A 24,178-nucleotide genomic window follows, 5' to 3' on the forward strand; every position below is an offset into this window, starting at 1 on the left:
AAGCGCATTTTTCGTCTAATCGCTGGCCTGCCGCGGCTCGCCGGATGCTGGCGACGACCGTTTGATCATTCGCGCAAGCCAGGCGAAGAGCAGCGCGGCGACGAGATACATTGGCGCCAGCGCATAAAAGGCCATGCGGAGTGCGTGCTCGCCATATTGCGGCCGGAAAAAGTCGCTGGCCATGCCGACGAAAGTTGGCCCGAGGCCGAGGCCGATCAGGTTCATGACCAGCAGCAGCAGCGCGCCCGATATCACGCGCGCGCCCGGATCGACCTCGCTCTGCACGAACGTCACCGTGGCAGGGAGGAAAAAGGAATTGAGGAAGAGCGGCATGAACAAGAGGGGGAGCGCGACCTGCCAGCTGTCGGCAGCAGCGAAGCCGAGAAAGAAGGGCAAGGCGAGAACGAGCGACCAGGCCGGGATGCTCGCATAGGCCGCCTTGTTGGTAACGCCAAACCGGTCGATCAGCCGCCCTGAGACGAAAATGCCCGCCCCCATTCCGAGGCCGACCGCCAGCGCGTACCATATTGCCACCTCCTCAAGCGTCATGCCCTTTTCGCGCATGAGAAAAAGCGTGGCGAAATTGCTGAGGCCATAGGTGATGAAATTGGCGGCACCGCTGGCTAGCGCCGCGAGCGTCAATATCCTGTTGCCGAAAAAGGCGCGGATCGCCTGCCCGAAGCTGTGCGCCGGTTCCGCCGCGGCCGCAGGAAGCGGGTCGAAGCGACCGCGCGCGGGTTCGGGCACGATGATATAGACGAGGACTGCGGTAACGACGCCTATCGCGCCGACGATGAGGAAAGGCGCGCGCCAGTCATAGGCGGCCGCGAGCGACGCGCCGAACGCGACCCCGAGCGCCGAACCGATCGGCGGGCCGAGGTTGAAGATGCCCATCGCGGTGCCGCGCTGCTCGCGCGGAAACGTGTCCGATATGATCGCGTAGGACGGCGGAACGCCGCCGGCTTCGCCGACACCAACCGCCATACGTGCCGCCACAAGTTGCCCATAGTTCGCCGCCATGCCGCATGCCGCGGTCGCGGCGCTCCACAGGCCGCAAGCGATCGAAAGCACCTTTACGCGATTGGTGCGGTCGGCGAGCCAACCAACAGGAATCGCGATAAAACAATAGAAGAGCGCAAAATAGAAACCGGTGATCCGGCCGAGTTCGCTGTCGGTGATGTGCAAGCCGTCCTGAATCGGCTTGGCGAGGATCGAGACAAGCTGGCGATCGAGGAAGTTCAGCACGTAGACGAAGCACAGCATGCCGAGCACAAGGCCGCGATGCCCGGTCGGCTTCGATCGTTCCAGGTCAGACCTGTCCGCAAATGTCCTATTGTCCATATCGCGTCCTCTCCCAGACCATTTGCGTTATCACATCCTGTCTCCCGCCCCGTTCCAGCGCTGTGCCCGATCGATGTACCAAGGCAAGACCTCAGGCGTCGCGGTCGCGTCGGCGCTGATGACCTTGGTGACGGGCCATCCGGCGAACAGCCGCTTGATCGGGAGTTCCTGCTTCTTTCCAGAAAGCGTGTGCGGGATGCCGGGTGCCTCGATCAGATGATCGGGAACGAAGCGCGGCGAGAGACTCGAGCGTATGGCCGATGCAATCGCCTGCTCCATCGCAGGGTCGACGGCTCGCCCCTTCGCCGGCACGACGAACATGATCAGCGTGCTGTCGCCGTCTTCACGCTCGACGTCGATGATCATCGTGTCGACGATTTCAGGCAGACACTCGACCGCAGCGTAGATTTCGGCGGTTCCCATGCGCAGGCCGTGGCGGTTGATCGTTGCGTCGCTGCGGCCGGAAATGGTGCAACTGCCGTCGGCCCTGATCGTGAGCCAGTCGCCGTGACGCCATATGCCGGGCCATTCGGCGAAATAGGAGTCGCGATAGCGGCTGCCGTCTTCGTCGCCCCAGAAATAGAGCGGCATGCTGGGGAAGGGACGGGTGCAGACAAGTTCGCCGACCTCGCCGATCACAGCCCGTCCCCGCCCGTCCCAGGCCTCGATGGCGGCGCCGAGGTGGCGGCACCGAAGCCGCCCCGGCGTGTCGGGTAACTCGGGATTTCCGGCCAGGAAGGCGGCGGCGATCTCGGTACCGCCGCTGACATTGCACCACCAGATATCGGGTCGTCCGATGGCGGCGAACTGCGCCGAACCCCAGCGCTGGACGTCGGGCGGTAGCGGCGAGCCGGTGCTGCCGAGCGCGCGCACCCGGTGCAACCCGTCGAGTCCGGCGACGTCGAGCCCGGCCTTGCGGCAACTCGCGAAGAAGGCAGCGCCGGCGCCAAACCAGGTCACTCCGCCCTCTGCCGCAAAGCGCCAGAGCCGGGTCCAGTCGGGCTCGGCCTTGGTACCGCTCGGCGATCCGTCGAACAGGCAAATCGTCGTTCCGCTGAGCAGTCCGCCCACCTGAATGTTCCACATCACCCAGCCCGTGGCGCTGAACCAGTGGAAGCGGTCGCCGAAATTATTAGACTCATAGCTCGGTCCGAGATCGAAATGGAGTCGCCCCGCGGCGGTTGCCAGCAGCACCCCGCCGTGCCCGTGCACGATCGCCTTCGGAAGTCCCGTTGTGCCGCTCGAATAGAGGATCCACAGTGGATGGTCGAAGGGTAGCCATTCGGGCTCAAAGCCGGCGACCTCGGCATCGTCGCGCGCGATGGCCGCTTCGAACGCCACCGCCCCCGACACCGCCCCAGCGCCGAACCCGCTTTCGATGACGAACAATGCCTCGATACAGGGAAGTGCGGCGCAAATTTCGGCGACGCAGGCGCTACGATCCATGGCTTTGCCAGCGTAGAAGACGCCATCGACAGCGATGAGCGCCTTGGGCTCGGTTTGCCGCAGCCGATCAAGCACCGCATTGGTCCCCATGTCGGGCGAGCAAAGGCTCCATATCGCCCCCAGGCTGGCGCACGCGAGCAGGCCCACCACCGCCTCGGCTATATTGGGAAGGTAGGCCGCAACGCGATCGCCCCGCCCTACCCCGCGCCGGCGCAGTTCCAGGGCCAGTGAGGCGCTCTGCCGCTTGAGCTCGGCCCAACCGAGGGTTCGTTGCTCCCCCCGTTCGTTCACCGCCACGATGGCGGGCTGCCCGGCAGAATCCGCAGCCGCGGCGTGGCGGAAAACATGGCGCGCATAGCTGACCTCGGCGCCCTCGCACCAGCGCGCACCCGGCATCGTGTCTGCGCCGAGCATCGCGGAGAAGGGCGTCCGCGATTCGATCCGGTCATAGTCCCAGATACTGCGCCAGAAGCCTTCGAGATCGGTCACCGACCAGCGGTGCAAATCGTCATAATGCGCGAACTCAAGGTCGCGCGTGGCCTTGAGCTCTTCGAGATACAGGCGGATCTGCGGGACGGGAGCCGCGATGGCCGCGCTGTTGCTGGCAATTGGCATCGAATGGCGAACCTTATTCATGTCGGAAGGAAGCCGAGTTTCGCGCGCGCTCACGAACATCGACCAAAAGGAACGGCAGCGCGACCTCACGGACGCGCTGCCATCCGCATCAGAAGGATGTGCGCAGGCTCATCGCGGCATAACGCCCGATCGCATTATAGGCGCCGCCGATGCCGTCGGTGCCTGGGAAGAAGGGCGGCGTCTTGTCGAACAGATCGTTGATCTGCAGCGCGACCTCGGTTCCCTTGGCGAATGGCAGGTCGGGAAGCTTCAGCGAGAGTCGCAGATCGACCGTCGTATAGCCTTTGGCCTTGTAGAGGCTCGACCCGGTTGGCGTCGCATAGGCGGCCGTCACGCCGCTGCGATGGTTGACGAAATTGGCAAGCGTCACCGGCCCCGCAGCGATACCCAATGTCGTGCGCAGCGTGGTTCGCGGTATCCCGGCCTCGAGCGAGTTGCTGACCGCCGACGTCGGCGAGAGCTGGTTGCGATACTTCAGGATATAATTGCCCGCGATGCCGCCGAAGAGGGTGCCGAAACCCGCCGTGTGCCGATAGCGCAGATCGAAATCGATCCCGTTGGTCTTGCGGATGCCGAAATTGCCCTGACGCAGGTCGAGGATGTTGCCGATCGTCGGGATGGCCGCGAAGGTGTAGAAAAAGGGCACGGTGTCGGTAATCGCGTCGGTCAGTTGTCCCGCAGTCGGATTGCGGATGACCCGCGATGCGAAGGTTGGGTCGCTGAACAGGATGGCTCCCAGTCCCGAAGGGGTTCCGATGACATCATCATATTTGATATCATAAAAGGTCGCGCTCGCGCTGAAATCGGGCGCGAATCGCGGCCGCAGATCGACGCCGAAGGAGAAGGTCCGCGCCTTTTCGGGCTTGAGCGCCTGATTGCCGCCGTAGAGGAGAATTGTGTTTACTTGCGTCGCCCCGCGCGACGGGTCGCGCGCACCGAACGCATCGACCAGCGCCGCCGCGGCATAATAGGACCCCACGGTGGACCCCAGATCGCGTAGCCCCGGCGCGCGGAACGAGCGGCCATAGCTACCCCGGAAATTCAGCCCTTCGACCGGTTCCCAAGTCAGGCCGACCTTGGGATTGGTCGTCGAACCGAAATCGCTGTAGTGATCGTAGCGCCCCGAAAGCGACAGCGTGAGGCTGCGCATCATCGGCGATGCATTGCCCTCGCCCACGATCGGCACAAACAGCTCGCCATAAAGCGACTGGACGCTGCGTTTCAGGTCCTCGGGGAAGCCCACACCGCCGCTCGATCCGCGCTGATCATATGTCTCGCGCCGATATTCGGCGCCGAGCGCGACCTTGATCGCACCGCCCGGCAAATCCGCCAGCGGGCCATCGACTTTCACCGCGCCGATCCGGGTGCGTTGGTGATTGGTGAAGTCGGTCGGATTATCCAGGATGGCCGCAACGACAGCGGGGCTCGTTCCGGTACCGAACGGGTCGAGCGCAGTCGCGGCCGTCGTTCCGGCGGCCGCCGCCGCCAGCGCCGTGGTGTTGATGCCCGGCTGGAACGTGTCGTTCCGCGACCAATTGAAGGTGCCATAGACGCTGGCCTTGAAATCGCCGGGCAGCTTGACGTCGAGGCCGGCCGTCGCATTCCCCGTCCGGACTCGGTAGCTTTGGTCGAAATGATCGTCGCCAACCAGCTTGTCGGGCCTGAAATCGACATATTCATAGGTCGTTCCTGTTCCCGGTGGAGGGCGGAAAAACGGGTTGGCCGCCGTCAGCAGAACGAACGTCTGACCAGGCAATGCCGCCTGGACAATATCCTTGCGGTCCGAATAGAGAAGATCGGCCCACACGGTGACCGCGGAGGAGAGCTCCTGCCGCGCCGACACGAAAAGGCTGTGCGTGCGGTTCTGCGGTACCAGGTCGACGGGTCCGCGCGGATCGCAAGTGTTGATCCCCGGCGTCAGGCTCGGCGCAGCATAGATGGTGCCGGTGAACAGATTGACGTTCGCGTCCGGGCAGACGGTCGAGCGCGTATCGATGCCGCCCGCAGCACGAAAATCGAGCGAGCGATACCGGCGGTCGGCCCCGGTGACGTTGCTGTTTTCGGAATATTGATACGCGGCGACGAAGGAACCGCTGTCCCAGGCATGCCCGAAAATCGCGCCGGCGTTGAAGGCATGATAATCGTCCGCAAAGCCATAGCGAACATTGGCCTCGAAGCCCGACACGCGTTTGCGGGTGATGAAATTGACGACCCCTGCCACCGCATCCGACCCGTAGATTGCCGATGCGCCGTCGGCGACGATCTCGACGCGCTCGATCGCGAGTTCGGGCAGGAACGGATAGTCCGGATTTGTCTGCTGAGTGCTGCCCGAGATCAGGCGATGGCCGTTCATCAGCGGCAAGGTCGCCGCCGGCGGCAGGCCGCGCAGGCCGGGCGCAAAGGAACCGAGCCCGCCGTTGCTTGTACGCGGAGCGGTGTTGAAGCTGTTGAGCTGTGGCACGGTCGCGAGCAGTTCGGGGGTGCTCGCGGCGCCGATCAACTTGGCATCATCGCGCGACACGCTGATAAGGCCGGAGCCGGTGGGCGGGACCCCGCGAATGCTCGAGCCCGTGACGATGATCTCGGAATCGCTCTCCGCCGCGCTTTCCTCCACCGGATCTTTCGAGCCGGCGCTTTGCGCCTGAGCGGCGGTAGCCGCACCCAGCATGACCGCGAAGATGGCCGAGCCGCACAACATGCGCGCGCGGCTCCCCGTAAGAATGAATCTGGTCGACATGATGATCCTCTTCCCTGCTGCTCTTGTCTTGCTCACGGACATCGCCGCCGCCGGACGTTGCCGGCTTGCCATGATGCTTATGGTTTGCCACAGCCGTTGGTAAGAGCATTGGCGGACATCGCTATGTCTCTGGAGGACAGCATCGCACGAAGGGGCTGCTATGACCGTCGACGAGGATCAGAGCATGCTGACTGGCCGCAATCCGCGCGCCGGCTTCCCTTCGCTCAATCAACGCATCTTCGCCCCGTTCAAGTTAGCGACCGTCATCGATACGGTCGCCGGGCGCGGAATCGATCCGGCAACCGTACTTGACCGGACGGGGTTGACGCTCGCCGAAGTGCGCGATCCGCATACGCTGACCTCGATCGGCCAATATCTGACCGCATGCGAGAATATCGTCGCGGCGGGCGCACGATTCGCGGATGCCTTCGCGATCGGGTCGCGACTGCATCTGTCGGCCTATGGGATGTACGGTTATGCGTTGATGTGCTCGCCGACGATGCGCGATTTCTTCGACTTCGCCGTACGCTACCAGCCGCTCGCCACCCCCACTGTACGGCTGGGCTGGCGAACGGAAGGTGAGGTCGCAGTATGGCAATTTCAGGAAATCTATCGCGACGTGATGAGCAACGACGTGCGCACTTTCCTCATCCGCCAACAGATGAAGATGACCTATACCCATATTCGCGATGCGGCGGGATCGGACAATGTCCCGGTCCGCGCGCGGTTCGCGCTGCCCGAAGAGGCGCGCTCGGCGGAGGACGAACGCGAACTGTCCTGCCCCTGCCTCTATGCCGCGGATGCCAATGAGCTGCATTATCCGATCGGCATCCTCGAACAGACACCGGAGCTGGGCAATCGGTTGACGCGAACGATGCTCGAAGAAACATGCGACCGGCTGATCGGCCAATCGCGAATATCATCGGGACTGTCGGGGGAAGTCTATCAACTCCTGCTCCTCGCTCCGAACCACTTCCCCTCGATGACGGCGATCGCCGAGCAAATCGGGCTGCAGGAACGTACGCTGCGCCGACGCCTGGCCGCCGAAGACACGAGCTATGGCGAGATCGTTGACGATGTCCGCCGGAAACTCGCCATCGAATATCTGCAGACAACACGCATGAGCGTCGATGATGTCGCCTGGAAGGTCGGTTTCAGCGACAGCGCCAACCTGCGCCGCGCCGTCCGCAGGTGGACCGGCAAAACGATCAACGAAGTCCGCTCGGAAAAATAGCCGAGATCGCAGTGAGGCGGCCTGGGGGAAACAGGCGTTGCCGCCTGGGGCGGATCGCGGTCTGTCCGTTTTCGGGTGGGAATCGCAGCCGCGACATAGCGCGCGCGCCGCCGTCGATTTGGTCGCTCTGGACGTCGCGGCGGAATGGCCTTTTGCAATCGATAACGATGCAGGGCTGACGAGATAGTCCGGACCGCGCCAGACGGCGCAGCCCGGTGAAAAGCATTCAACCCAATGTTGTTTTGAAGCTCGGCGGCAATACGCGGGTTATCGGGTCGGAGTTCCCGACGGAAAATGGAAATTGGTGAGGCAGTCCGCTCAAATGATTTCGGCTAGAATCCACTCATTTTGGAACGGAAAAATGCGTAACCAGCGCCGCCGACGAAGGCTGACACCCGTCGACGAACGGCATAATGGATGGCTTTCCCGGTCATAGAACCGGCTGGTGCGCTCTAGCCGGATGCCTCTAACCAGACACGCTGCTCTGCCAAAATGGCTGGCCGAAAGTCCATATTGGCGGAGCCCGAAGCGCGCTGCATCGCCTGTTTCATGGACCATCACCCACATCCGTCAGCCCTGTTCCGTCCCGGAGGGCCGAGCGAAGGCCGCCGCGCGGTGCCATGACCAGAGCCAGCGAGATCGTCCTGATATTGGGGGACCAGTTAACTCCCGCCATCTCGTCGCTGCGCGATGCGTCGCCTGCCGAAACGATTCTGCTGATGGCCGAAGTCGCCGAAGAAGCGGGTTACGTTCCGCACCACCGCAAGAAGCTCGCCTTTCTCTTTTCCGCGATGCGCCATTTTGCCGAGGAGATGCGCGCGCAGGGATGGCGCGTCGACTATGTCCGCCTCGACGATCCGGACAATAGCGGATCGCTCGGCGGCGAGGTTGCGCGTGCACGCAAGCGCCATGGCGACCTTCCCTTGCGCGTGACCGAAGCGGGCGAATGGCGCCTCGCCGAGACGATGCGTTCGTGGACCAATTGCACCATCATCGCCGACGATCGGTTTTTCTCTACGCCCGATCAATTCGCGGCGTGGGCCGAAGGCCGCAAGAAACTGCGGATGGAATATTTCTATCGCATGATGCGCCACGAGACGGGACTCCTGATGGATGGCGAAGCCCCGCTCGGCGGCCGCTGGAATTTCGATGCCGACAACCGCAAACCCGCCGAGCGCGATCTTCTGATGACCCGCCCGCACGCTTTCCCACCCGACGTCATCACACGCGATGTCATGGTGATGGTCGAAGCCCGATTCCCCGATAATTTCGGTACGCTATCGCCATTCGGATTTGCCGTCACCCGTGCCGATGCGGAAGCGGCATTCGACGATTTCGTCGCGCATCGGCTCGCGCGCTTCGGCGACAATCAGGACGCCATGCTCTCAGGTGAGCCTTTTCTCTACCATGCGGTGATCGCGCAATATCTCAATTGCGGGCTGCTCGATCCGCGCCGGGTTTGCGCGCGCGTTGACGAGGCTTGCCGCGCGGGACGCGTACCCATCAACGCCGCCGAAGGCTTCATCCGCCAGATCCTTGGATGGCGCGAATATGTACGCGGCATATATTGGCATTTCATGCCCGGCTATGCCGATGAGAACCGGCTCGGCGCTACGCGGCCGCTCCCCGCATTCTACTGGACCGCCGATACCGATATGGCCTGCGTTGCCGCCTGCGTGCGCCAGACGCGCGATGAGGCCTATGCGCACCACATCCAGCGGCTCATGGTCACCGGCAATTTCGCGCTGCTGGCGGGGATCGATCCCGCCGAGCTCCATCGCTGGTATCTCGCCGTTTATGCCGATGCCTATGAATGGGTCGAGCTGCCCAATACGCTGGGCATGAGCCAGTTCGCCGACGGCGGACTGCTGGCTTCCAAGCCTTATGCGGCGAGCGGCGCCTATATCAACCGCATGTCGGACTATTGCCGCGGCTGCCACTACGATGTCAAAAAGCGGACCGGTGCGGGAGCTTGCCCCTTCAATTTTCTCTATTGGAGTTTCATCGCGCGGCACGCGGATCGGCTTGGCGCCAATGCCCGCATGCAGCCTGTTCTGCGCGGCTGGAGCCGTTTTGCCGAATTTGAACAGGCGCAAATCCGGAATCAGGCAAGCCGGTTTCTAGCAGCAATGGACGACAATCAGGGTCAGTAGGCGATCCTCTGTCCATCCCACGCAAAGAAGCCGCCGCTATCTTCGCTGGTCAGGCGCTCAATCACCTGCAACAGATGATCGGCGCTTTGTTCGGCGCGTTGCAATTGCCCCGCCGCCAAACCGCGCTGAAACGGCATCGAAAGCCGCGTGTCGACGGTGCCGGGGTGCAGGCTCACGACGATGCTCTCGCGGTTCATACGGCTTGCCTCGATCGCAAAGCCGCGCACGAAGGCATTGAGCGCCGCTTTCGACGCGCGGTAGCCGTACCAGCCGCCGAGCCGGTTGTCGCCGATCGAACCGACGCGTGCCGAAAGAAAGGCCATGACCGCGCGGCGATCGCGCGCGAGATGCGGCAGGAAATGCTTCGCCGCAATCGCCGGGCCGATACTGTTCACGTGGAAAAGTTCAGCAAGCGATGCTGGGTCGAGCTGCCGCATCGATTTTTCGGGCCTTACGGCATTGGCGCGGTGCAGCAGGCCGGTCGCGACCAGGATGAGGTCGAGCGGCCCTTCGGCGGCGATTGTCGTTGCAGCCTCTTCAAGGCTCGCTTCATCGGCGAAGTCGAAGGTGAAGGACGTCACCGCCGGGCTTCTCGCCAAGGTCGCGCGCCGCGAACCGGCATAGATTGTCTCGACACCCCGACGCTCAAGCGCCGCGACCAGCGCCGAACCGATACCACCGCTCGCGCCGAGCACACAGGCCCGGCGCGGCGTCCCTCTCCCGCCTCTTTCGTTCATCGCGCGGCGGTTTGCACGATGGCGGCGCTCAGGCGATACCGCCTTTGGTGCAGTCTGCCCTTGTGGTCATCAAAAACCGGCTTCGACCGCAACGCGAATCGCGTCGGCCGTGGTCGCCACGCCGAGCGCCTTCAGCAGCGCGGCGCGGTGCATCTTCACTGTCCGCTCCGAAAGGCCGAGGCTGTAGCCGATCTGCTTGTTGAGATTGCCTTCGGCCATCAGCAGCAGCACCTCGCGCTGCCGCGGTGAAAGCGCGTCGATGCGCGCGCGCGCCTCCGCCTGGCGCTCGCCGCGCAGAAGCACACCATCGTCAACTTCCATCTGCGACCCCAGAAAATATTCGAGGCTGCCATCGCTTCCGAAGATCGGCGCGACGAGAACGGCGTTGCGGAAAGGCGTGCCGTCCTTCTTGTAATTGAGGATTTCAACGAGCACGGGACGCCGTTCGCGGATGGCGCGGCGCAACTGTTGGCTGAGCTCGGCTTCGGTTCCCGGACCGGTCAGAAACCGGCAGTTCTGGCCGATGATCTCGGCGGCCGAATAGCCGGTCAGCGCGACAAAGGCATCGTTGCATTCGACGATCGGATTGTCGGGGCGCCGAGGATCGCTGATGACCGCCGCGATCGGGCTGGTTGCGATCATCGCTTTGAGGGACATGCAATTCGGACTTTCATCTTCGGGGAGCGACCTGCCCCAATGGACATGTTGCGACAAAGCAGCGCCGCAATGCAAGTCATAGTCGGCGGCCCTCTTCCCTCACCTCCCCTCCGGGCCGCCACCCGAGGTACCGCATCATGAACTTCGTCGCCCGTCCTCCCTTTCTCGACACGCCGGACGTGCCTCCGGTTTCGGATGATGGCAAACTTCCGGTTCCCGCCGACGTCGCGCGCGCGATCGAAACGCTGATCCGCTGGGTCGGCGACGATCCGGCGCGCGAGGGCCTGCTCGACACGCCCAAGCGGGTCGCGCGGGCGTGGAAGGAATATTGCAGCGGCTATGGCGAGGATCCGGCGGTCCATCTGTCGCGCACGTTCGAAGAGGTCGGCGGCTATGACGAGATCGTGCTGCTGCGCGACATCCCCTTTCAGTCGCACTGCGAGCATCATATGGCGCCGATCACCGGCAAGGCCTCGATCGCCTATCTGCCGCGCGAGCGCGTGGTCGGCATTTCGAAGCTTGCGCGCGTGCTCAATGGCTATGCCCGCCGCCTGCAGGTGCAGGAGCGGCTGACCGCCGAGGTTGCCAAATGCATCTGGGACAATCTGCACCCGCATGGCGTTGCGGTGGTGATCGACGCGCAGCACGGCTGCATGACCGGCCGCGGCGTGCGCACCCCCGGCGTCGGCATGGTCACCAGCCGCGTCCTCGGCTGCTTCCTCGAAGACCAGCGCAGCCGCAAGGAAGTGCTCAGCCTGATGGGCTATTGATGCGCGTCGCGATCGTCGGGGCAGGAATATCCGGGCTGGCGTGCGCCGCGGCGCTGCGTGCGGCGGGCCACGAAGCCGTGCTGTTCGACAAGGCGCGCGGGGCCGGAGGGCGCATGTCGACGCGCCGCATCGACACGGATCAAGGCACCATCGCGGTCGATCAGGGCGCGACGCATTTTACTGCGCGGTCGGCAGGCTTTTCGGCGCTTGTCGGCCAGTGGGAGGCCGCCGGGCTTGCCGCCCGCTGGCCGGCGGCCGGCCGCGATGCGTGGATCGGGGTGCCGACGATGAACGCGCCGCTCAAAGCCTATGGCGCCGCACATGCCATTCATTGGTCGACCCCTGTCACGGCGCTGACGCGCAGCCCTGCGGGTTGGACGGTACACAGCGAGACCAGGCGCTTCGCGCCTTTTGATGCCGCCGTCGTCGCCATTCCCGCAGAACAGGCCGCTCCGCTTCTGTCGCTGCACGATTTCACCATGGCCCGCGCGGCAATGGCGATCCGCTCGCACCCCATATGGTCGGCAATGTTCCTTTTCGCGCGGCCGATCGGCGCGGCGACCGATCTGATACGCGGCGACGGTCCCATCACGCTCGCGATGCGCAATGGCACGCGCCCTGGGCGCAGCTCTGCCGAATGCTGGGTGGTTCAGGCCAGCTGGGAATGGAGCGAGGCCAATCTGACGCGGCCGGCCGATCAAATCTGCCAAGCGCTGCTGGTTGACCTCGCGCGCGCGCACGACCTCATTCTCCCGCAGCCCATCCATAGCCACGCGCATCGCTGGCTGTTCGGCCAGCCGTCCGGCCGCGATCCCGTCGATCTGTGGAATCCGGCGATCGGCCTCGGTGCGTGCGGCGACTGGCTCGCGCACGGCTTTGTCGAAGCCGCGTGGGAGCGCGGCGATCGGCTGGGATGCCATATCGCTGCGTCCTTCGCCGAGCGCAGCGAGTTGACATCCGAGGTGGTCAGAGAAGCGCGATCAACAGGCTGAGTACGCCAAGCCCGGTCGACAATTGGACGCGCAAAATGATCCACGCGTCACCGCCGGGCGCGGCGCCGACGATGGCGCGATCGATCAGCGGCGAAACCAGCAGCAGAAGTCCGACCAGAATCAGCGAAGGCTGCGGCCAAGGGTAGCCGAAAAGCCACGGGGCAAAGCTCGCGAGCCCGATGAGACTCGGCATCACCGCCGCGAGCGGAGTCCAGCGCGGCGCGTCCGCGAACAGAACGGCGAGTCCCCACCAGACGCCGCCCAGGAAAGAGAAGATAAGCACGGCATAGAGATAGCCGATGGTGAGAGCGGTCCAGCGCCAGGCCTCACCGCCGGCGAGCATGAGCGCCAGGCATGCCGCGGCAGGAAGCAGTCCGGCGAAGCCGAGACGGCGCGTAGCAGGCGACACAGTGATTGCGGTCAGCTTCATGCGCGCCGTCCAGCATGGGACGCGCGCGGCGGCAAGCTGCCCTTTGAGGCACATACCGCCCAAAGGACAGGTCGCCCGGCGCGCCATCGCGGCCTAGGCTTCGACCATCCAAGGAGATTATCTGTGCGCAGCGCAATCGTGATCGGAGCCGGAATAGGCGGGTTGGCGCTGGCCATTCGCCTCCAGTCGGCCGGCGTTGCCGTCGACCTTGTCGAAGCGCGCGACCGGCCGGGCGGCCGCGCCTATGTTTGGGAGCGCGACGGCTTCACCTTCGACGCGGGACCGACGGTCATTACCGACCCCGCCTGCCTTGCGGAGCTTTGGCGGCTCACCGGCGCCGATATGGCGGCCGATGTCACGCTCTTGCCCGTTTCTCCCTTCTACCGCCTGCAATGGCCCGACGGCAGCCATTTCGATTATGGCAATGACGAACCCGCGCTGCGCCGCGAGATTGCCGCCTTCAACCCTCCCGACGTCGCAGGCTACGAGCGCTTCTTGCGCTATTCCGAAGCGGTTCATGCCGAAGGCTATGTGAAGCTGGGCGCGGTGCCGTTTCTCGATTTCGCCTCGATGCTCAAGGCGGCGCCCGCGCTCGCCAGACAGCGCGCCTGGCGATCGGTCTATGCAACCGTCGCCTCGCATATAAAGGATGCGCGGCTGCGCGAGGCCTTTTCGTTTCATACGCTGCTTGTCGGCGGCAATCCGATGGCGACAAGCGCCATCTACGCGCTCATCCACAAGCTCGAAAAAGACGGCGGCGTCTGGTTCGCGCAAGGGGGGACCAACGCGCTCGTCGCGGGACTGGTCCGCCAGTTCGAGCGACTGGGCGGCCGCCTTCGTCTCGGCGACAAGGTGGTGCGCATTCACAGCGAAGGCCGCCGGGCCACGGGGGTGACGCTCGCGAGCGGCCATTCGCTGCGCGCCGACGCCATCGCCTCGAACGCCGACGTCATGCACAGCTATCGCGACCTGCTCGCTGGCGGGCGGGGGCGAAAGATGGCGCGACGGCTCGGCCGCAAGAAATGGTCGCCGAGCCTGTTCGTTCTGCATTTCGGGGTCGAGGGCCATTATCCCGGCGTTCCCCATCACATGATCCTGTTCGCGCAGCGCTACCGCGAACTGCTGGACGATATCTATCGCCGCGGCGTGCTTAGCGACGATTTCGCAATCTACCTCCATCACCCAAGCGCGACGGACCCCTCGCTCGCGCCGCCGGGGCGCAGCACATTTTATGCGCTCGTCCCGGCCCCCCATCTCGGCCACGCCGCGATCGACTGGAACAGCGAAGGCGAGACGCTCGCGCGCAAGATCATCGCCAAGCTCGAAGAACGGCTGCTGCCCGATCTCTCTCAACGGATCGTCACCCGCTTCCACTATACGCCGCGCGATTTTTCGGCCGATCTGGCCGCGCATCACGGCAGCGCCTTCAGCCTGCTGCCCTCACTCACGCAAAGCGCGTGGTTCCGGACGCACAATCGCGACGACGCGATCGACAATCTCTATTTTGTCGGCGCGGGCACCCACCCCGGTGCGGGGATTCCCGGCGTCGTCGCGAGCGCCAAGGCCACCGCCGGGCTGATGCTCGATGCCGCCGCACTCGCGGTTGCGGATTGACGCCGTGGCAACCGCGATCCCTTTGGTGCAGGCTGACCGCGAGACGCTCGTCGATATTGCGCGCGCGCGGCTGGTGCGTGCGATCGAGGCGGTCGGCCGCGGCGACGAGGAAGCGATGCGCACGCTCTACCGGCTGACCTCGGCGAAGCTGTTCGGCATCTGCCTCAGAATCTGCGGCGAAAGGGCGCAGGCGGAAGATGTGCTGCAGAGCGCTTATCTGAAGATCTGGGAAAATGCGGCGCGTTTCGACCGGCGGCGCGCGAGCCCGATCAGCTGGCTCGCCGCGATAGCGCGCAATGCCGCGATAGACTGGCGCCGCTCGGCCGAAGCACGCGGCCTGCTGCGCCAGCAACCGATCGACGATGCGCTGAGCCTGCGCCCCGACGAAGGCGCAGGTCCGGACGCGCTGCTCGACCAGCGCGACAGCCGCGCGACCATCGACCGCTGCCTCGCGGCGCTCGATGCGCGCGCGGCCGGCTTTCTGCGCACTGCCTTTTTCGAGGGGCTTTCCTACCGCGAACTTGCGGCGCGCGAAGCGCTGCCACTCGGCACGATCAAGAGCATCATCCGGCGCTCGCTCGTCCGCTTGCGCGCCTGCCTCGGCGATGTCTGACGATCGTTCCGCCACCACCGACGTGCTCGCCGCGGAGCTGGTGCTCGGCCTGTTATCGCGGGATGAGCAGGCAATCGCCGCCGCCCGCCTTGCAAGCGACGCGCGCTTTGCCGCCGAGGTCGCGGCCTGGGAAGAGCATTTCGGCGCGCTTGCCTGGCAGGTCGAAGACCAATTACCACCGCGCGAGGTCTGGGGCCGCATCGCCGCCGCGATTGAAGCGCGGAAAGCTTCGCAGAGCCGCTGGCCGCGCGCTTCGATGGCGATGGTAGGGGCCGCCGCCCTGCTGATGCTGACCGTTCTGGTCTGGCCTTCCCCCGAGGCGCGCCGTGCACCGAACCTTGCGGTCGCGACGTTGGTCGGTCCCGACCTGGTGGTCGGAGCGCGCTATGCGGCCAAGTCGGGCCGGATGCGCGTCGAGATAGCGGGAGCACTGCCGGGGCCGGGGCGCCCGGAACTTTGGATCCTGCGGCCCGGCATGGCGCCGGTTTCGCTCGGCCAGCTTGCACCGCAAGGACGTTCGGAAATGATCATGCCGCGCGCGCTCAGGCCGCTCGTTCAGAGCGGCAGCGAGTTCGCGATCACGATCGAGGCACCTTCGACGACGCCGCACCTCCGGCCCAGCGGACCGCCACTCGCGCGCGGCGCGATAATTTTTGTCTAGCGGGTGCATCCGCCCGCCGAGCCATTCCGTAGCTTCACTGCCCCTCCCCCATCCGGGGCGAAAAATTCAGGAAAGGAATGTTCGATGAAGGTTTCGCACATCACTCTTGCCCTTGCCGCTGCTGCGCTCGCGACCACCGGCGCCCACGCCAAAAATCCCATGGTCGGCGGCGCCGCGATGTACGAGACCAAGAATATTGTCGAAAATGCTGCGGCATCAGCCGATCACAAGACGCTGGTGGCGGCGGTGAAGGCCGCCGGTCTCGTCGACACGCTCGCCTCGCCAGGGCCTTTCACGGTCTTCGCGCCAACCGATGCGGCGTTTGCAAAGCTGCCCGCCGGTACGGTCGACACGCTGCTTCTCCCGGAAAACAAGGCAAAGCTTACCGGGATCCTGACTTATCACGTCGTACCCGGACGCCTGACTGCAGCCGACATTGCGGCAAAGGCGGCGGCCAACGGCGGCAAGGCCGTTCTGACGACCGTCGAGGGCGAAGCCCTTACCGTCTGGCAGAAGGACGGAAGCTGGTATGTCAGCGACGCCAAGGGCAGCAAGGCAAAGATCGGTCCCGCGGACGTTCTGCAGTCGAATGGCGTCATCCACGTCATCGACGCGGTCCTGATGCCGTGAAGCGAGGCGCCCCCCGCTGCGCGCCGCGCGGCGGGGGCGCTCTTTACAGTGAAGCGATGTTCAGAGGCGCAAGCCAGACCAAAGCCCGGCAAGCGTTACGCAATGAACCGCCGCGATAGCGAGATTGCTCAGGATGACAGGATTGCGCCAGTCTCGCACGATGAAGGGCGCCATCAGCTTGTAAAGTATCTGCACTGCGAGCAGTGGCGCGGCGAGCAACGGCTGGCCGAGCAACAGCAGCAGCACCGACAGGATCAGGATCGCGGCATAGATGCTTAGCAATATGCCCCGCGCCGGACTCGGCGGCCCCCATGCCTCATCGGCCCAGCGGGCGCCGCGCGCAAGACCCAGGCAAACCGGTATGAGGACAGCGACGTTGAGCAGGAGCGAGACGTAAAGCATCAGCGTCATGGTTCAGCCTTGCGCGCGCACCGGACCGAGCAGCATCGCCCGCGCATCGCCGCGGCATCGGTAGCTCAGCCACAAGAGATAGAGTGACAGGAACAGCATCCCGCCAAAAACCGCGACGAGGCCCAGCAGAAGCGACGCCGCGCTGAAATGCCCCCGCCACGCGGTCCAGAGGCCGGAGAGCAGCAGGAAGCAGAAGAAGTCGAGATTGAACTGGCCGGGCCAACTCATCGCCGCCATGTCGCCGAAAAAGACCGGCAGCAGATTCCAGCCGTGATGCGCGATGGTGACGCCGGTATAGGCGATGATGACGACCAAACAGATCGCCAGAAACAGCCGAAACAAGGTCATGCCAAATCCCCTCCCGATTCGCCCTGCGGCGATGCTTCCAGATAAAGGCAGCGTGCGAGCATCGCACAAAGGCCGATGCTGCCGGTCGCAAGGACGAAGAGGGTCCAAGGAACCACCCGCATCCCGACCGATCGCGCGCGCGGCAGGAGCAGCGACCAGGCGGCGCCGACCGCGAGCAGCAGATCGAACCAGATCTGATTGCCCCAGACGCCGGCCTGATGAAGCGGCCAGAAGCCGGCCCAGCCGCCGGTAAACCCAGCGTAACCGCTCCAGATCGCGAAGAGCGATGACGCTGCCGCCGCCAGCAGCCAGCTACCGCGCGCTCTGGCCGGGCGCGCGATTTTGACAAAGATGAAGGCGACAAAGACCAGCGCCGCGCCAATGGGCGCAAGCTCGAACAGCTTATGGTCAGGTCCGTACATCATCAGATGCGAATCCATGTAGCAGTTGCTACATTCATATCGATCGCTAGCAGCGGGCGCAAGAGGTGAAGATGGTCAGCCGCGAAGAACAGCGTGCACGGGTCGAGGCCGCTCTGGCAGCGCATTTGCTCGACCATGGGCTCGCGCAGACGAGTTTGCGCGAGCTCGCGCGCGCGGCGGCGGTCAGCGACCGGATGCTGCTTTATTATTTCGCCGACAAGGCCGAGGTGCTGGGCTGCGCCGCGCAGCGGATCGCCGCGGACCTTGCCGAGCATATTGGCGAAGCGGTCGGCGAAGGCGAGAGGCTCGCACCGCTTGCCCTCCTCGAACGCGCCGGGGCACTCGTCACGCGCGCCGAAATCCGGCCCTATATGCGACTATGGGTTCAGATGATTGCAGCGGCGGGCCGCGGCGAAGCCCCTTTCCCCGCCATCGCCGAAGCGATGCTGGCCGGCTTCCTGGCATGGGTCGAGGCGCATCTTGCGATTGACGAGGCCGCCGATCGGCAGGCCGTCGCCGCGATGATCGTCGCGGCGGTTGACGGTCTCGCGATCATCGACATCGGCCGCGGGCCCGATCTCGCGGCGCGCGCCGCGCGCGCTATCTCCCATCTCGGTCGTGCTCGCTGATCGCGGTACGTGAAAGGCCGCCCCTTGCGGGACGGCCTTTCCATTGTCAGCCAACAGGGGCTTTGCTCAGATAAGCGGCCGCTCCATGGCGGAGGCCAAGCTCACCAGCGTTGCCGCATGCGGCATATGACAATGAGACATCAGACCACCTCCTTTCCGTTGTTGAACGATAAGGGGAATGTGGATCGTCGGCGGCTATCCGTCAAGCGCCCAACAAAAAAGCGTGACCCGAAGGCAGCCAGCGCCTTCACGCAACGCGTTTCATATCCTGACAGGTGCAGCGGTTCATAATCGGCATCCCCGCCCTTCGACGCCCCGATTTAACCAAAAAACTCCCGACCATTGATTGCGATCTGCGCAGATGGTTATGCTAGGTTCAACACCGATGAGGGAAAAGCGTGGGCGACGGCGAAGACGATTTTACATTTGCGACCGAAAAGCAGCGGGCCGTGCTCGAACTGCTCGCCAATAATCGTACCAGCAAGGAGATCGCGGGTGCACTCGCGGTCAGCGAGCCCGCGATCAACCGGCGCATCGAAGTGCTGCGTCTGCGCCTCGGCGGCATTACGCGACACGAGCTTGTGCGGCGCTATCGCAACTGGCGCGATCGCATCGCGCCAGTTGCGGAGGCCTCCGTACCATGTGTAGAAAATGATGACGGATTTATACAGCTAGGCGCACGCGCTGCATTCGGGAAGACCGGGGACGGGAGCGATGCGGGCGAGACGGCTGCCAGGCTTCGGGACAGCATCGCCGTTCGGGTGGATGCGCCCTGGGCCGAGGAGATGCCGCAGCCGCGCGTCGTCCCGGGGATGCTCGATGGCAGCAACGCCATGCTATCCCGCGGTGCGGCGATCGCGATCATTCTGCTCGCGATCCTTGCCAGTCTGGCGGTCGGCCTTGGCGTCGCCAGAGCGCTTGCGGATATCGTGAACGGCTGACCGATCCCCTGTCTATTGGAATGCATCGGCCGCGGGCGCCGATGCGAGGGGAAAGACAATGAACGCAACACTCAGTTTATGGGGCGGTCTCGTCACCAGGTTCGCGCCGCCGACGAGACGTCAGCGCGCCGTACAGCCGCCCGGGCGTTGACCCGTCCGCCGCGCCGCGCCACGCTGTGCCGATGGACCGGCTTCAAATAGCAAATCTGGTGATGATGCTTCTCTTCGGTGCAGCAGCACTGCGCTGGGGAGCGGCACCCGAACGGATCTGCGTGGCGATTCTTGGCTTCGTGACCCTTGCCGACCCCGTCTATCACCTTCTGGCGGGCCATGGCGCGATCTACGGATCGGTCGACCTCGGTCACCTGACATTCGACCTCATGATGGCGGCGGGCTTCATTGCCGTCGCGCTCTGGGCGAATAGGATATATCCTTTATGGCTAGCCGCCTTCCAGCTCGTCTCGGTGATCGGGCATTTCTCACGCGAACTGACGAGCAGCTTTCCAAAGCTCGCCTACGGTCTGATGATTTATGGCCCCTTTTATATCATCTTGCCGATCCTGGGGTTCGGGATCTGGCGCCACGCGCGGCGGCGGCGGCGCCACGGGCCGTATCCGTCCTGGCGGAGCTCCTCGCCCCCTTCGCCGCCGAGCGCGCGTCCACGGCCGCCCAGCAGCTGATCACGCATTTCGGGGGTCTGGGCCGCGCCCTCGCTGCTTCGCCGCGACAGCTGTCAGGCGTTCTTGATGGTGACGAGCACCTTGCCGCCTCGATCGCCGCAGCGCGCGCCCTTGTCATGGCCGGGCTGCGCGAACAAATCGCGCGCAGCCCGGTAAAGGCCGGCGATCCACGACTGCACGACTATTTGCTGCTCCAACTGGCCAACGCCCCGACCGAGCGACTTCATGCGATCTTTGTCGACAGCGCCTCCGACTATATAGCTGACAAACAGATCGCCGAAGGGACGATTACGCATGTCTCCCCGTCGCTGCGGACGCTTCTCGCGCATGCCTTCGAGGCCGGAGCGCACGGGGTGATCCTCGCGCACAATCATCCGTCGGGGTCGAGCGAGCCGAGCGCTGCCGACGAGGCGTTCACCTCCAAGATGGGCGCTCTACTTGCCGCGGTCGACATCCGCTTGCACGATCATCTGATCGTCGGCGGGGGCCGTGTCGTCAGCATGCGCGCAAGGGGGCTGCTATGAGCTGGCAGCGCGAGACGCCGACCTTGCGCCTCGTCGAGTGCGACATCGACGCCCCTCTACTCGCCTTTGCCAAAGCGCAATATGCCTTCAGGCGGCGACGCGAGCAGATATTCGGTCTCGACATTTTTGCCGAGCCGGCGTGGGACATGCTGCTCGATCTCTATATCCAGCGCGGCGAACGGCGCGCGGTCAGCGTGCACAGCCTGTGCATTGCCGCAGCCGTACCCGCGACGACGGCGCTGCGATGGATCGGCAAGCTTACCGAACTGGGGTTGATCGAACGCCGACGCGCTGCGAGCGATGCCCGCGTCGTTCTCCTCTCGCTGACCGAGGCGGGGCTCGAGACAATCGAGCGCTGCCTGCGCAGCGCCGTTGCCGGTGGACTGGCCGCGGGGGCGACCAAGCAAGGGCGCCAAGGCTGACAGCAGCGCGCAAGACGTCAGGCCGGACTCCCCATATAATATCGGTAGGGTAGGAGCTGCGCCACATGACCGCGTCCCGCCACGTTGTCGCCATGCACCTGGATCGGCGGGCAGGCAGCACGCGATTATGATCAATTTTGCCTCGCCACCGGGTGGATTGGCAGAGCACGCGGATCGTCGCAGCGAACCGCGCGCCAACCCCTTGGCACGTAGGAAAATTGCGTGGCAAATATCGAGGCGAACGAATGTTCCCTGATCTTAGGCCCCGTCAAGGCCGCGCTGCCGCTGCTTTTGGCGAAGCTCCCGGTCTTCGTCCGGATAGCCACAAGCTGCTCAAATGGTTTTGACATGCCCTCCGCCCAGCACGATGCGATAGCCCTCCTCGGCAATGCGGTGGATCACCGAGCCAGATACAGCCATTGCCGCCGGTCACCAGCGCGACCTTCCCTGTGAGGTCGAACAGCCCCAAAAGTCGTCCTCATCTCCTTGCGATTCAGGCCTGCGACAACGTACGCCGCGCCTTCCGCACATCCATAGAGGGCGCCGCTGGAGCTTTAAGATACTACCGGCTCGTTCGTTCATATGGCCGACCGAAGGGACCTTTTGAATCCGCCGCATGTGCAAAGTCCACCTTCGGACGCTCACCAATCTATGTCGGAACGGCCGACATGAGGCACGAAGCGGACGTTGCATGCCAGAATAGTTGGGGGAAGGCAGATCGACTGACGGTATGTGCGGTATCGCTGCCCAAGTCCGGCAGTGAAGCAACAATTGAACTGGTCGATGTAAGAGAATAACTCCGGCATCAGCGATTCGATTGGAAGGGCGGAGACCGGAAAAAAAAGCCGGATTCATCATCTAGCTCTACCGATCGCCCTTGAAAGCGAGACTTAAAGATCGGCAAATTTTTGCTCATTTTCAAAAGCATAAGAATCTGACGAGGCGCCTGTCGGTCAACTCTGACCAATTTTTTTCAAATATTTATCGGCGCCTCACGGAGCGATAAATATTTGCATGGGAGTGACGCATCATGGGTAGCCCTGAACGACTTGAGGTCGATGCCTCCGGCGGCTGCCAGTGCGGTGCGGTGCGCTATCGCGTCAGCGCGGTGCTCGACACGTCGCACATCTGCCACTGCCGCATGTGCCAGAAGGCCGCCGGCAATTTCTTTATCGCGCTGATCGGCGTTCCGCGCGATGCCATCGTCTGGACGCGCGGGATGCCCGCGACCTTCAACAGTTCGGACAAGGCGGCGCGCGGCTTCTGCGCGGATTGCGGCACGCCGCTGCTCTATGATTATTTCGAGAGTAAGCATATCAATCTGACCACGGGGTCGTTCGACGACCCCCGCCGTTTCGCGCCGCGGTTCCAGTTCGGGCTTGAGGCCCGCCTGCCGGTCTTTGCCGATCTGCCGATCCAGGCCGAAGGCACGACCGAGGAAACCATGGCCGATCTTGTCGCGGCGATCGCGGCGACCAATCATCAACATCCCGACCACGATACCGAAAGCTGGCCCGAATGACCCCTACCGCAAAGATTCTCCTGCTCGGTTCCGGCGAGCTTGGCCGCGAGTTTGTCATTTCGGCAAAGCGGCTCGGCTGCCATGTGATCGCGTGCGACAGTTACGCCGGCGCCCCCGCGATGCAGGTCGCGGACGAGGCCGAGGTTTTCTCGATGCTCGATGGCGACGCGCTGCGTGCCGCGATCGAAAAGCACCGCCCCGATCATGTCGTGCCCGAGATCGAAGCGATCCGGACCGAGGTGCTGGCCGAACTCGAGACCGAAGGGTTTCACATCGTCCCGTCGGCACGCGCGGCCCAGCTCACGATGAACCGCGATGCGATCCGCGACCTTGCCGCAAGCGAGCTGGGCCTGACGACCTCGACCTTCGAATATGCGACCAGTCGCGAAGAGCTCGCCGCCGCCGCCGCGCGGATCGGTTTTCCGCTTGTCGTGAAGCCGGTGATGTCCTCCTCAGGCAAAGGGCAGAGCACGGTGAAGGACGCCGCCGGGGTCGACGCGGCATGGGATTATGCGGCCGCCGGGATGCGCGGCGACCGGCTGCGTGTGATCGCCGAAGCCTTCATCGATTTCGATTACGAGATCACGCTGCTCACCGTGCGCCACAAAGACGGTGTCGCCTTCTGCCCGCCGATCGGACATCGGCAGGAACGCGGCGACTATCGCGAAAGCTGGCAACCCGCGGCCATGTCGGCGGCGGCGCTGCAGGCCGCGCAGGCGATGGCGACGAAGGTCGTCGATGCGCTCGGCGGCCATGGCATTTTCGGGGTCGAATTTTTCGTGAAGGGCGACGACGTCATCTTCTCCGAACTCTCCCCGCGTCCGCACGACACCGGCATGGTGACGCTGATCTCGCAGCAGTATTCGGAATTCGACCTTCACGCGCGCGCGATACTGGGATTGCCGATTCCGCCGGTCGACGTGCCGCACCCCAGCGCCAGCGCCGTGCTGCTCGCCGACCGCGACGCAAGTGATTTCGCGATCACCGGCCTCGCCGAAGCCCTGACGCCGCCGAACGCCGAAACCTCGGTTGACGCGCGCCTCTTCGGCAAACCCGTCACGCGGCCCTATCGCCGCATGGGGGTGGCACTGGCAAAGGTGGCGGGCGGCACCACTGACGACGCGCGGGCAGCCGCTGTCGCGGCGGCGGACAGGCTGGCGATCCGATATCCGGGGTGAGTGGGGCGCGGGTTGTGACCGGTTGCGGACGTGCGTGGTCCCGGTTAATTCAAAGCCATGTTCAAGATTGTGACATCATTGTTCGGGTTCGAGGGCTATGTAAGTAATCCTCGGAGTGGCCGACCAGAAGAGCCGATTTCGTGGCATCGAGAGCGCTTCATGATTTGGGCCGCATGGGCAACGGCGCTTGTCGGTATTGTCGGCGAAGCCTATTCTTACTCGAAACTGGGCCGATTTGACGGCACCTTCGGCAGCGTAGGGCTGACTTTCGCCGCAATCGCATTCCTAAGGAGCCGCACATTGGCGCGAAGGAAGCGCGAACTATCGGCCGCGATTAAAAGTTATGAGGGATCATTTCGTCGGCACGCTTCTTTTTAAAGGCAGCCGGCTTTCAGTTTTGTCCGCTTCCTACCCCAAAGCAGACCTTTCCCAACCCGGCACCCCGACATA

General features: G+C 64.1%; 25 protein-coding genes. 16 read left to right on the forward strand and 9 right to left on the reverse strand.

Translation table 11 applies throughout. The features are described from left to right. Positions 1 to 15: 15 nt before the first annotated feature. From ACT17R_RS14225 to ACT17R_RS14235, 3 genes are all read right to left on the reverse strand, one after another. Positions 16 to 1,341: a spinster family MFS transporter gene (locus ACT17R_RS14225; protein WP_444809658.1), complete on the reverse strand. Its 1,326-nt coding sequence runs from the start codon at positions 1,339 to 1,341 to the stop codon at positions 16 to 18. Between the two features lie 30 nt (positions 1,342 to 1,371). Continuing rightward, positions 1,372 to 3,402, reverse strand: coding sequence for an acetoacetate--CoA ligase (locus ACT17R_RS14230; protein ID WP_444809659.1), 2,031 nt, complete (start codon positions 3,400 to 3,402; stop codon positions 1,372 to 1,374). Between the two features lie 109 nt (positions 3,403 to 3,511). Then, positions 3,512 to 6,160 carry a TonB-dependent receptor plug domain-containing protein gene (locus ACT17R_RS14235; RefSeq protein WP_444809660.1) on the reverse strand — a complete coding sequence of 883 codons (2,649 nt, stop codon included), beginning with the start codon at positions 6,158 to 6,160 and terminating at the stop codon, positions 3,512 to 3,514. 160 nt (positions 6,161 to 6,320) lie between these two features. Here ACT17R_RS14235 and ACT17R_RS14240 point away from each other — a divergent pair, with 160 nt between their 5' ends. Both ACT17R_RS14240 and ACT17R_RS14245 read left to right on the forward strand, forming a co-directional pair. Further along, on the forward strand, positions 6,321 to 7,394 hold the full coding sequence (locus ACT17R_RS14240) for an AraC family transcriptional regulator (protein ID WP_444809661.1): 1,074 nt from the start codon (positions 6,321 to 6,323) through the stop codon (positions 7,392 to 7,394). A 620-nt stretch (positions 7,395 to 8,014) separates the two neighbouring features. Beyond that, a complete protein-coding gene (locus ACT17R_RS14245; RefSeq protein WP_444809662.1) occupies positions 8,015 to 9,547 on the forward strand; it encodes a cryptochrome/photolyase family protein in 1,533 nt (510 codons plus the stop codon). On the opposite strand, the gene ACT17R_RS14250 is transcribed toward ACT17R_RS14245, so the two are convergent. Next, positions 9,541 to 10,284, reverse strand: coding sequence for an SDR family NAD(P)-dependent oxidoreductase (locus tag ACT17R_RS14250; protein WP_444809663.1), 744 nt, complete (start codon positions 10,282 to 10,284; stop codon positions 9,541 to 9,543). The two genes, ACT17R_RS14245 and ACT17R_RS14250, sit on opposite strands and share 7 nt — an antisense overlap. 69 nt (positions 10,285 to 10,353) lie before the next feature. After that, entirely contained in the window at positions 10,354 to 10,941 is a 588-nt protein-coding gene (locus ACT17R_RS14255) for a PAS domain-containing protein (RefSeq protein WP_444809664.1), read from the reverse strand. 137 nt (positions 10,942 to 11,078) lie between these two features. Here ACT17R_RS14255 and folE point away from each other — a divergent pair, with 137 nt between their 5' ends. Together folE and ACT17R_RS14265 are read left to right on the forward strand one after the other, a co-directional pair. Next, entirely contained in the window at positions 11,079 to 11,711 is a 633-nt protein-coding gene (gene folE, locus ACT17R_RS14260; protein ID WP_062901947.1) for a GTP cyclohydrolase I FolE, read from the forward strand. Next, complete coding sequence (locus tag ACT17R_RS14265) at positions 11,711 to 12,703, forward strand: NAD(P)/FAD-dependent oxidoreductase (protein WP_444809665.1); 993 nt, start codon at positions 11,711 to 11,713, stop codon at positions 12,701 to 12,703. The genes folE and ACT17R_RS14265 overlap by 1 nt, the downstream gene beginning before the upstream one ends. Here ACT17R_RS14265 and ACT17R_RS14270 read toward each other — a convergent pair. Beyond that, complete coding sequence (locus tag ACT17R_RS14270; protein ID WP_231737386.1) at positions 12,678 to 13,133, reverse strand: DUF3429 family protein; 456 nt, start codon at positions 13,131 to 13,133, stop codon at positions 12,678 to 12,680. The genes ACT17R_RS14265 and ACT17R_RS14270 overlap by 26 nt on opposite strands. Positions 13,134 to 13,256: 123 nt before the next feature. Between ACT17R_RS14270 and ACT17R_RS14275 the strand changes: the two genes are divergently transcribed. The 4 genes from ACT17R_RS14275 to ACT17R_RS14290 all read left to right on the forward strand — a co-directional run bounded on the left by ACT17R_RS14275 (position 13,257) and on the right by ACT17R_RS14290 (position 16,651). Then, positions 13,257 to 14,747, forward strand: coding sequence for a phytoene desaturase (locus ACT17R_RS14275; RefSeq protein WP_444809666.1), 1,491 nt, complete (start codon positions 13,257 to 13,259; stop codon positions 14,745 to 14,747). A 4-nt stretch (positions 14,748 to 14,751) separates the two neighbouring features. Next, on the forward strand, positions 14,752 to 15,360 hold the full coding sequence (locus ACT17R_RS14280; RefSeq protein ID WP_444809667.1) for a sigma-70 family RNA polymerase sigma factor: 609 nt from the start codon (positions 14,752 to 14,754) through the stop codon (positions 15,358 to 15,360). Then, positions 15,353 to 16,021 carry an anti-sigma factor gene (locus ACT17R_RS14285; RefSeq protein WP_444809668.1) on the forward strand — a complete coding sequence of 223 codons (669 nt, stop codon included), beginning with the start codon at positions 15,353 to 15,355 and terminating at the stop codon, positions 16,019 to 16,021. Before ACT17R_RS14280 ends, ACT17R_RS14285 begins: the two co-directional genes overlap by 8 nt. An 84-nt stretch (positions 16,022 to 16,105) precedes the next feature. Then, on the forward strand, positions 16,106 to 16,651 hold the full coding sequence (locus ACT17R_RS14290) for a fasciclin domain-containing protein (protein ID WP_444809669.1): 546 nt from the start codon (positions 16,106 to 16,108) through the stop codon (positions 16,649 to 16,651). A gap of 60 nt (positions 16,652 to 16,711) precedes the next feature. On the opposite strand, the gene ACT17R_RS14295 is transcribed toward ACT17R_RS14290, so the two are convergent. From ACT17R_RS14295 to ACT17R_RS14305, 3 genes are read right to left on the reverse strand one after another with little or no spacing between them, the layout of a single operon-like run. Beyond that, entirely contained in the window at positions 16,712 to 17,062 is a 351-nt protein-coding gene (locus tag ACT17R_RS14295) for a hypothetical protein (protein ID WP_444809670.1), read from the reverse strand. Between the two features lie 3 nt (positions 17,063 to 17,065). Next, positions 17,066 to 17,410, reverse strand: a complete 345-nt coding sequence (locus tag ACT17R_RS14300; protein ID WP_058812931.1) for a hypothetical protein — start codon at positions 17,408 to 17,410, stop codon at positions 17,066 to 17,068. After that, positions 17,407 to 17,835 (reverse strand): hypothetical protein, encoded by a 429-nt coding sequence (locus ACT17R_RS14305; RefSeq protein ID WP_156416793.1) that lies wholly within the window; start codon positions 17,833 to 17,835, stop codon positions 17,407 to 17,409. Before ACT17R_RS14305 ends, ACT17R_RS14300 begins: the two co-directional genes overlap by 4 nt. A 68-nt stretch (positions 17,836 to 17,903) precedes the next feature. Here ACT17R_RS14305 and ACT17R_RS14310 point away from each other — a divergent pair, with 68 nt between their 5' ends. The 8 genes from ACT17R_RS14310 to ACT17R_RS14345 all read left to right on the forward strand — a co-directional run bounded on the left by ACT17R_RS14310 (position 17,904) and on the right by ACT17R_RS14345 (position 24,106). Continuing rightward, positions 17,904 to 18,461: a TetR/AcrR family transcriptional regulator gene (locus tag ACT17R_RS14310; RefSeq protein WP_444809671.1), complete on the forward strand. Its 558-nt coding sequence runs from the start codon at positions 17,904 to 17,906 to the stop codon at positions 18,459 to 18,461. 449 nt (positions 18,462 to 18,910) lie between these two features. Continuing rightward, positions 18,911 to 19,402, forward strand: coding sequence for a LuxR family transcriptional regulator (locus ACT17R_RS14315; RefSeq protein WP_444809672.1), 492 nt, complete (start codon positions 18,911 to 18,913; stop codon positions 19,400 to 19,402). A 209-nt stretch (positions 19,403 to 19,611) separates the two neighbouring features. Further along, complete coding sequence (locus tag ACT17R_RS14320) at positions 19,612 to 20,082, forward strand: hypothetical protein (RefSeq protein WP_444809673.1); 471 nt, start codon at positions 19,612 to 19,614, stop codon at positions 20,080 to 20,082. 116 nt (positions 20,083 to 20,198) lie between these two features. After that, positions 20,199 to 20,606: a JAB domain-containing protein gene (locus ACT17R_RS14325; RefSeq protein WP_444809674.1), complete on the forward strand. Its 408-nt coding sequence runs from the start codon at positions 20,199 to 20,201 to the stop codon at positions 20,604 to 20,606. After that, the gene (locus tag ACT17R_RS14330) at positions 20,603 to 21,028 is read left to right on the forward strand and encodes a winged helix DNA-binding protein (protein WP_353846158.1); all 426 of its coding nucleotides are present in this window, start codon (positions 20,603 to 20,605) and stop codon (positions 21,026 to 21,028) included. Before ACT17R_RS14325 ends, ACT17R_RS14330 begins: the two co-directional genes overlap by 4 nt. A gap of 1,030 nt (positions 21,029 to 22,058) precedes the next feature. Next, positions 22,059 to 22,550, forward strand: a complete 492-nt coding sequence (locus tag ACT17R_RS14335) for a GFA family protein (protein ID WP_444809675.1) — start codon at positions 22,059 to 22,061, stop codon at positions 22,548 to 22,550. Beyond that, positions 22,547 to 23,728 carry a formate-dependent phosphoribosylglycinamide formyltransferase gene (gene purT / locus ACT17R_RS14340; RefSeq protein WP_444809676.1) on the forward strand — a complete coding sequence of 394 codons (1,182 nt, stop codon included), beginning with the start codon at positions 22,547 to 22,549 and terminating at the stop codon, positions 23,726 to 23,728. Before ACT17R_RS14335 ends, purT begins: the two co-directional genes overlap by 4 nt. Before the next feature lie 57 nt (positions 23,729 to 23,785). Then, positions 23,786 to 24,106 (forward strand): hypothetical protein, encoded by a 321-nt coding sequence (locus ACT17R_RS14345; RefSeq protein WP_444809677.1) that lies wholly within the window; start codon positions 23,786 to 23,788, stop codon positions 24,104 to 24,106. The last annotated feature ends 72 nt before the right edge of the window (positions 24,107 to 24,178 follow it).

The organism is Sphingopyxis sp. Q841, assembly GCF_052384365.1.
GTDB lineage: Bacteria > Pseudomonadota > Alphaproteobacteria > Sphingomonadales > Sphingomonadaceae > Sphingopyxis > Sphingopyxis terrae_A.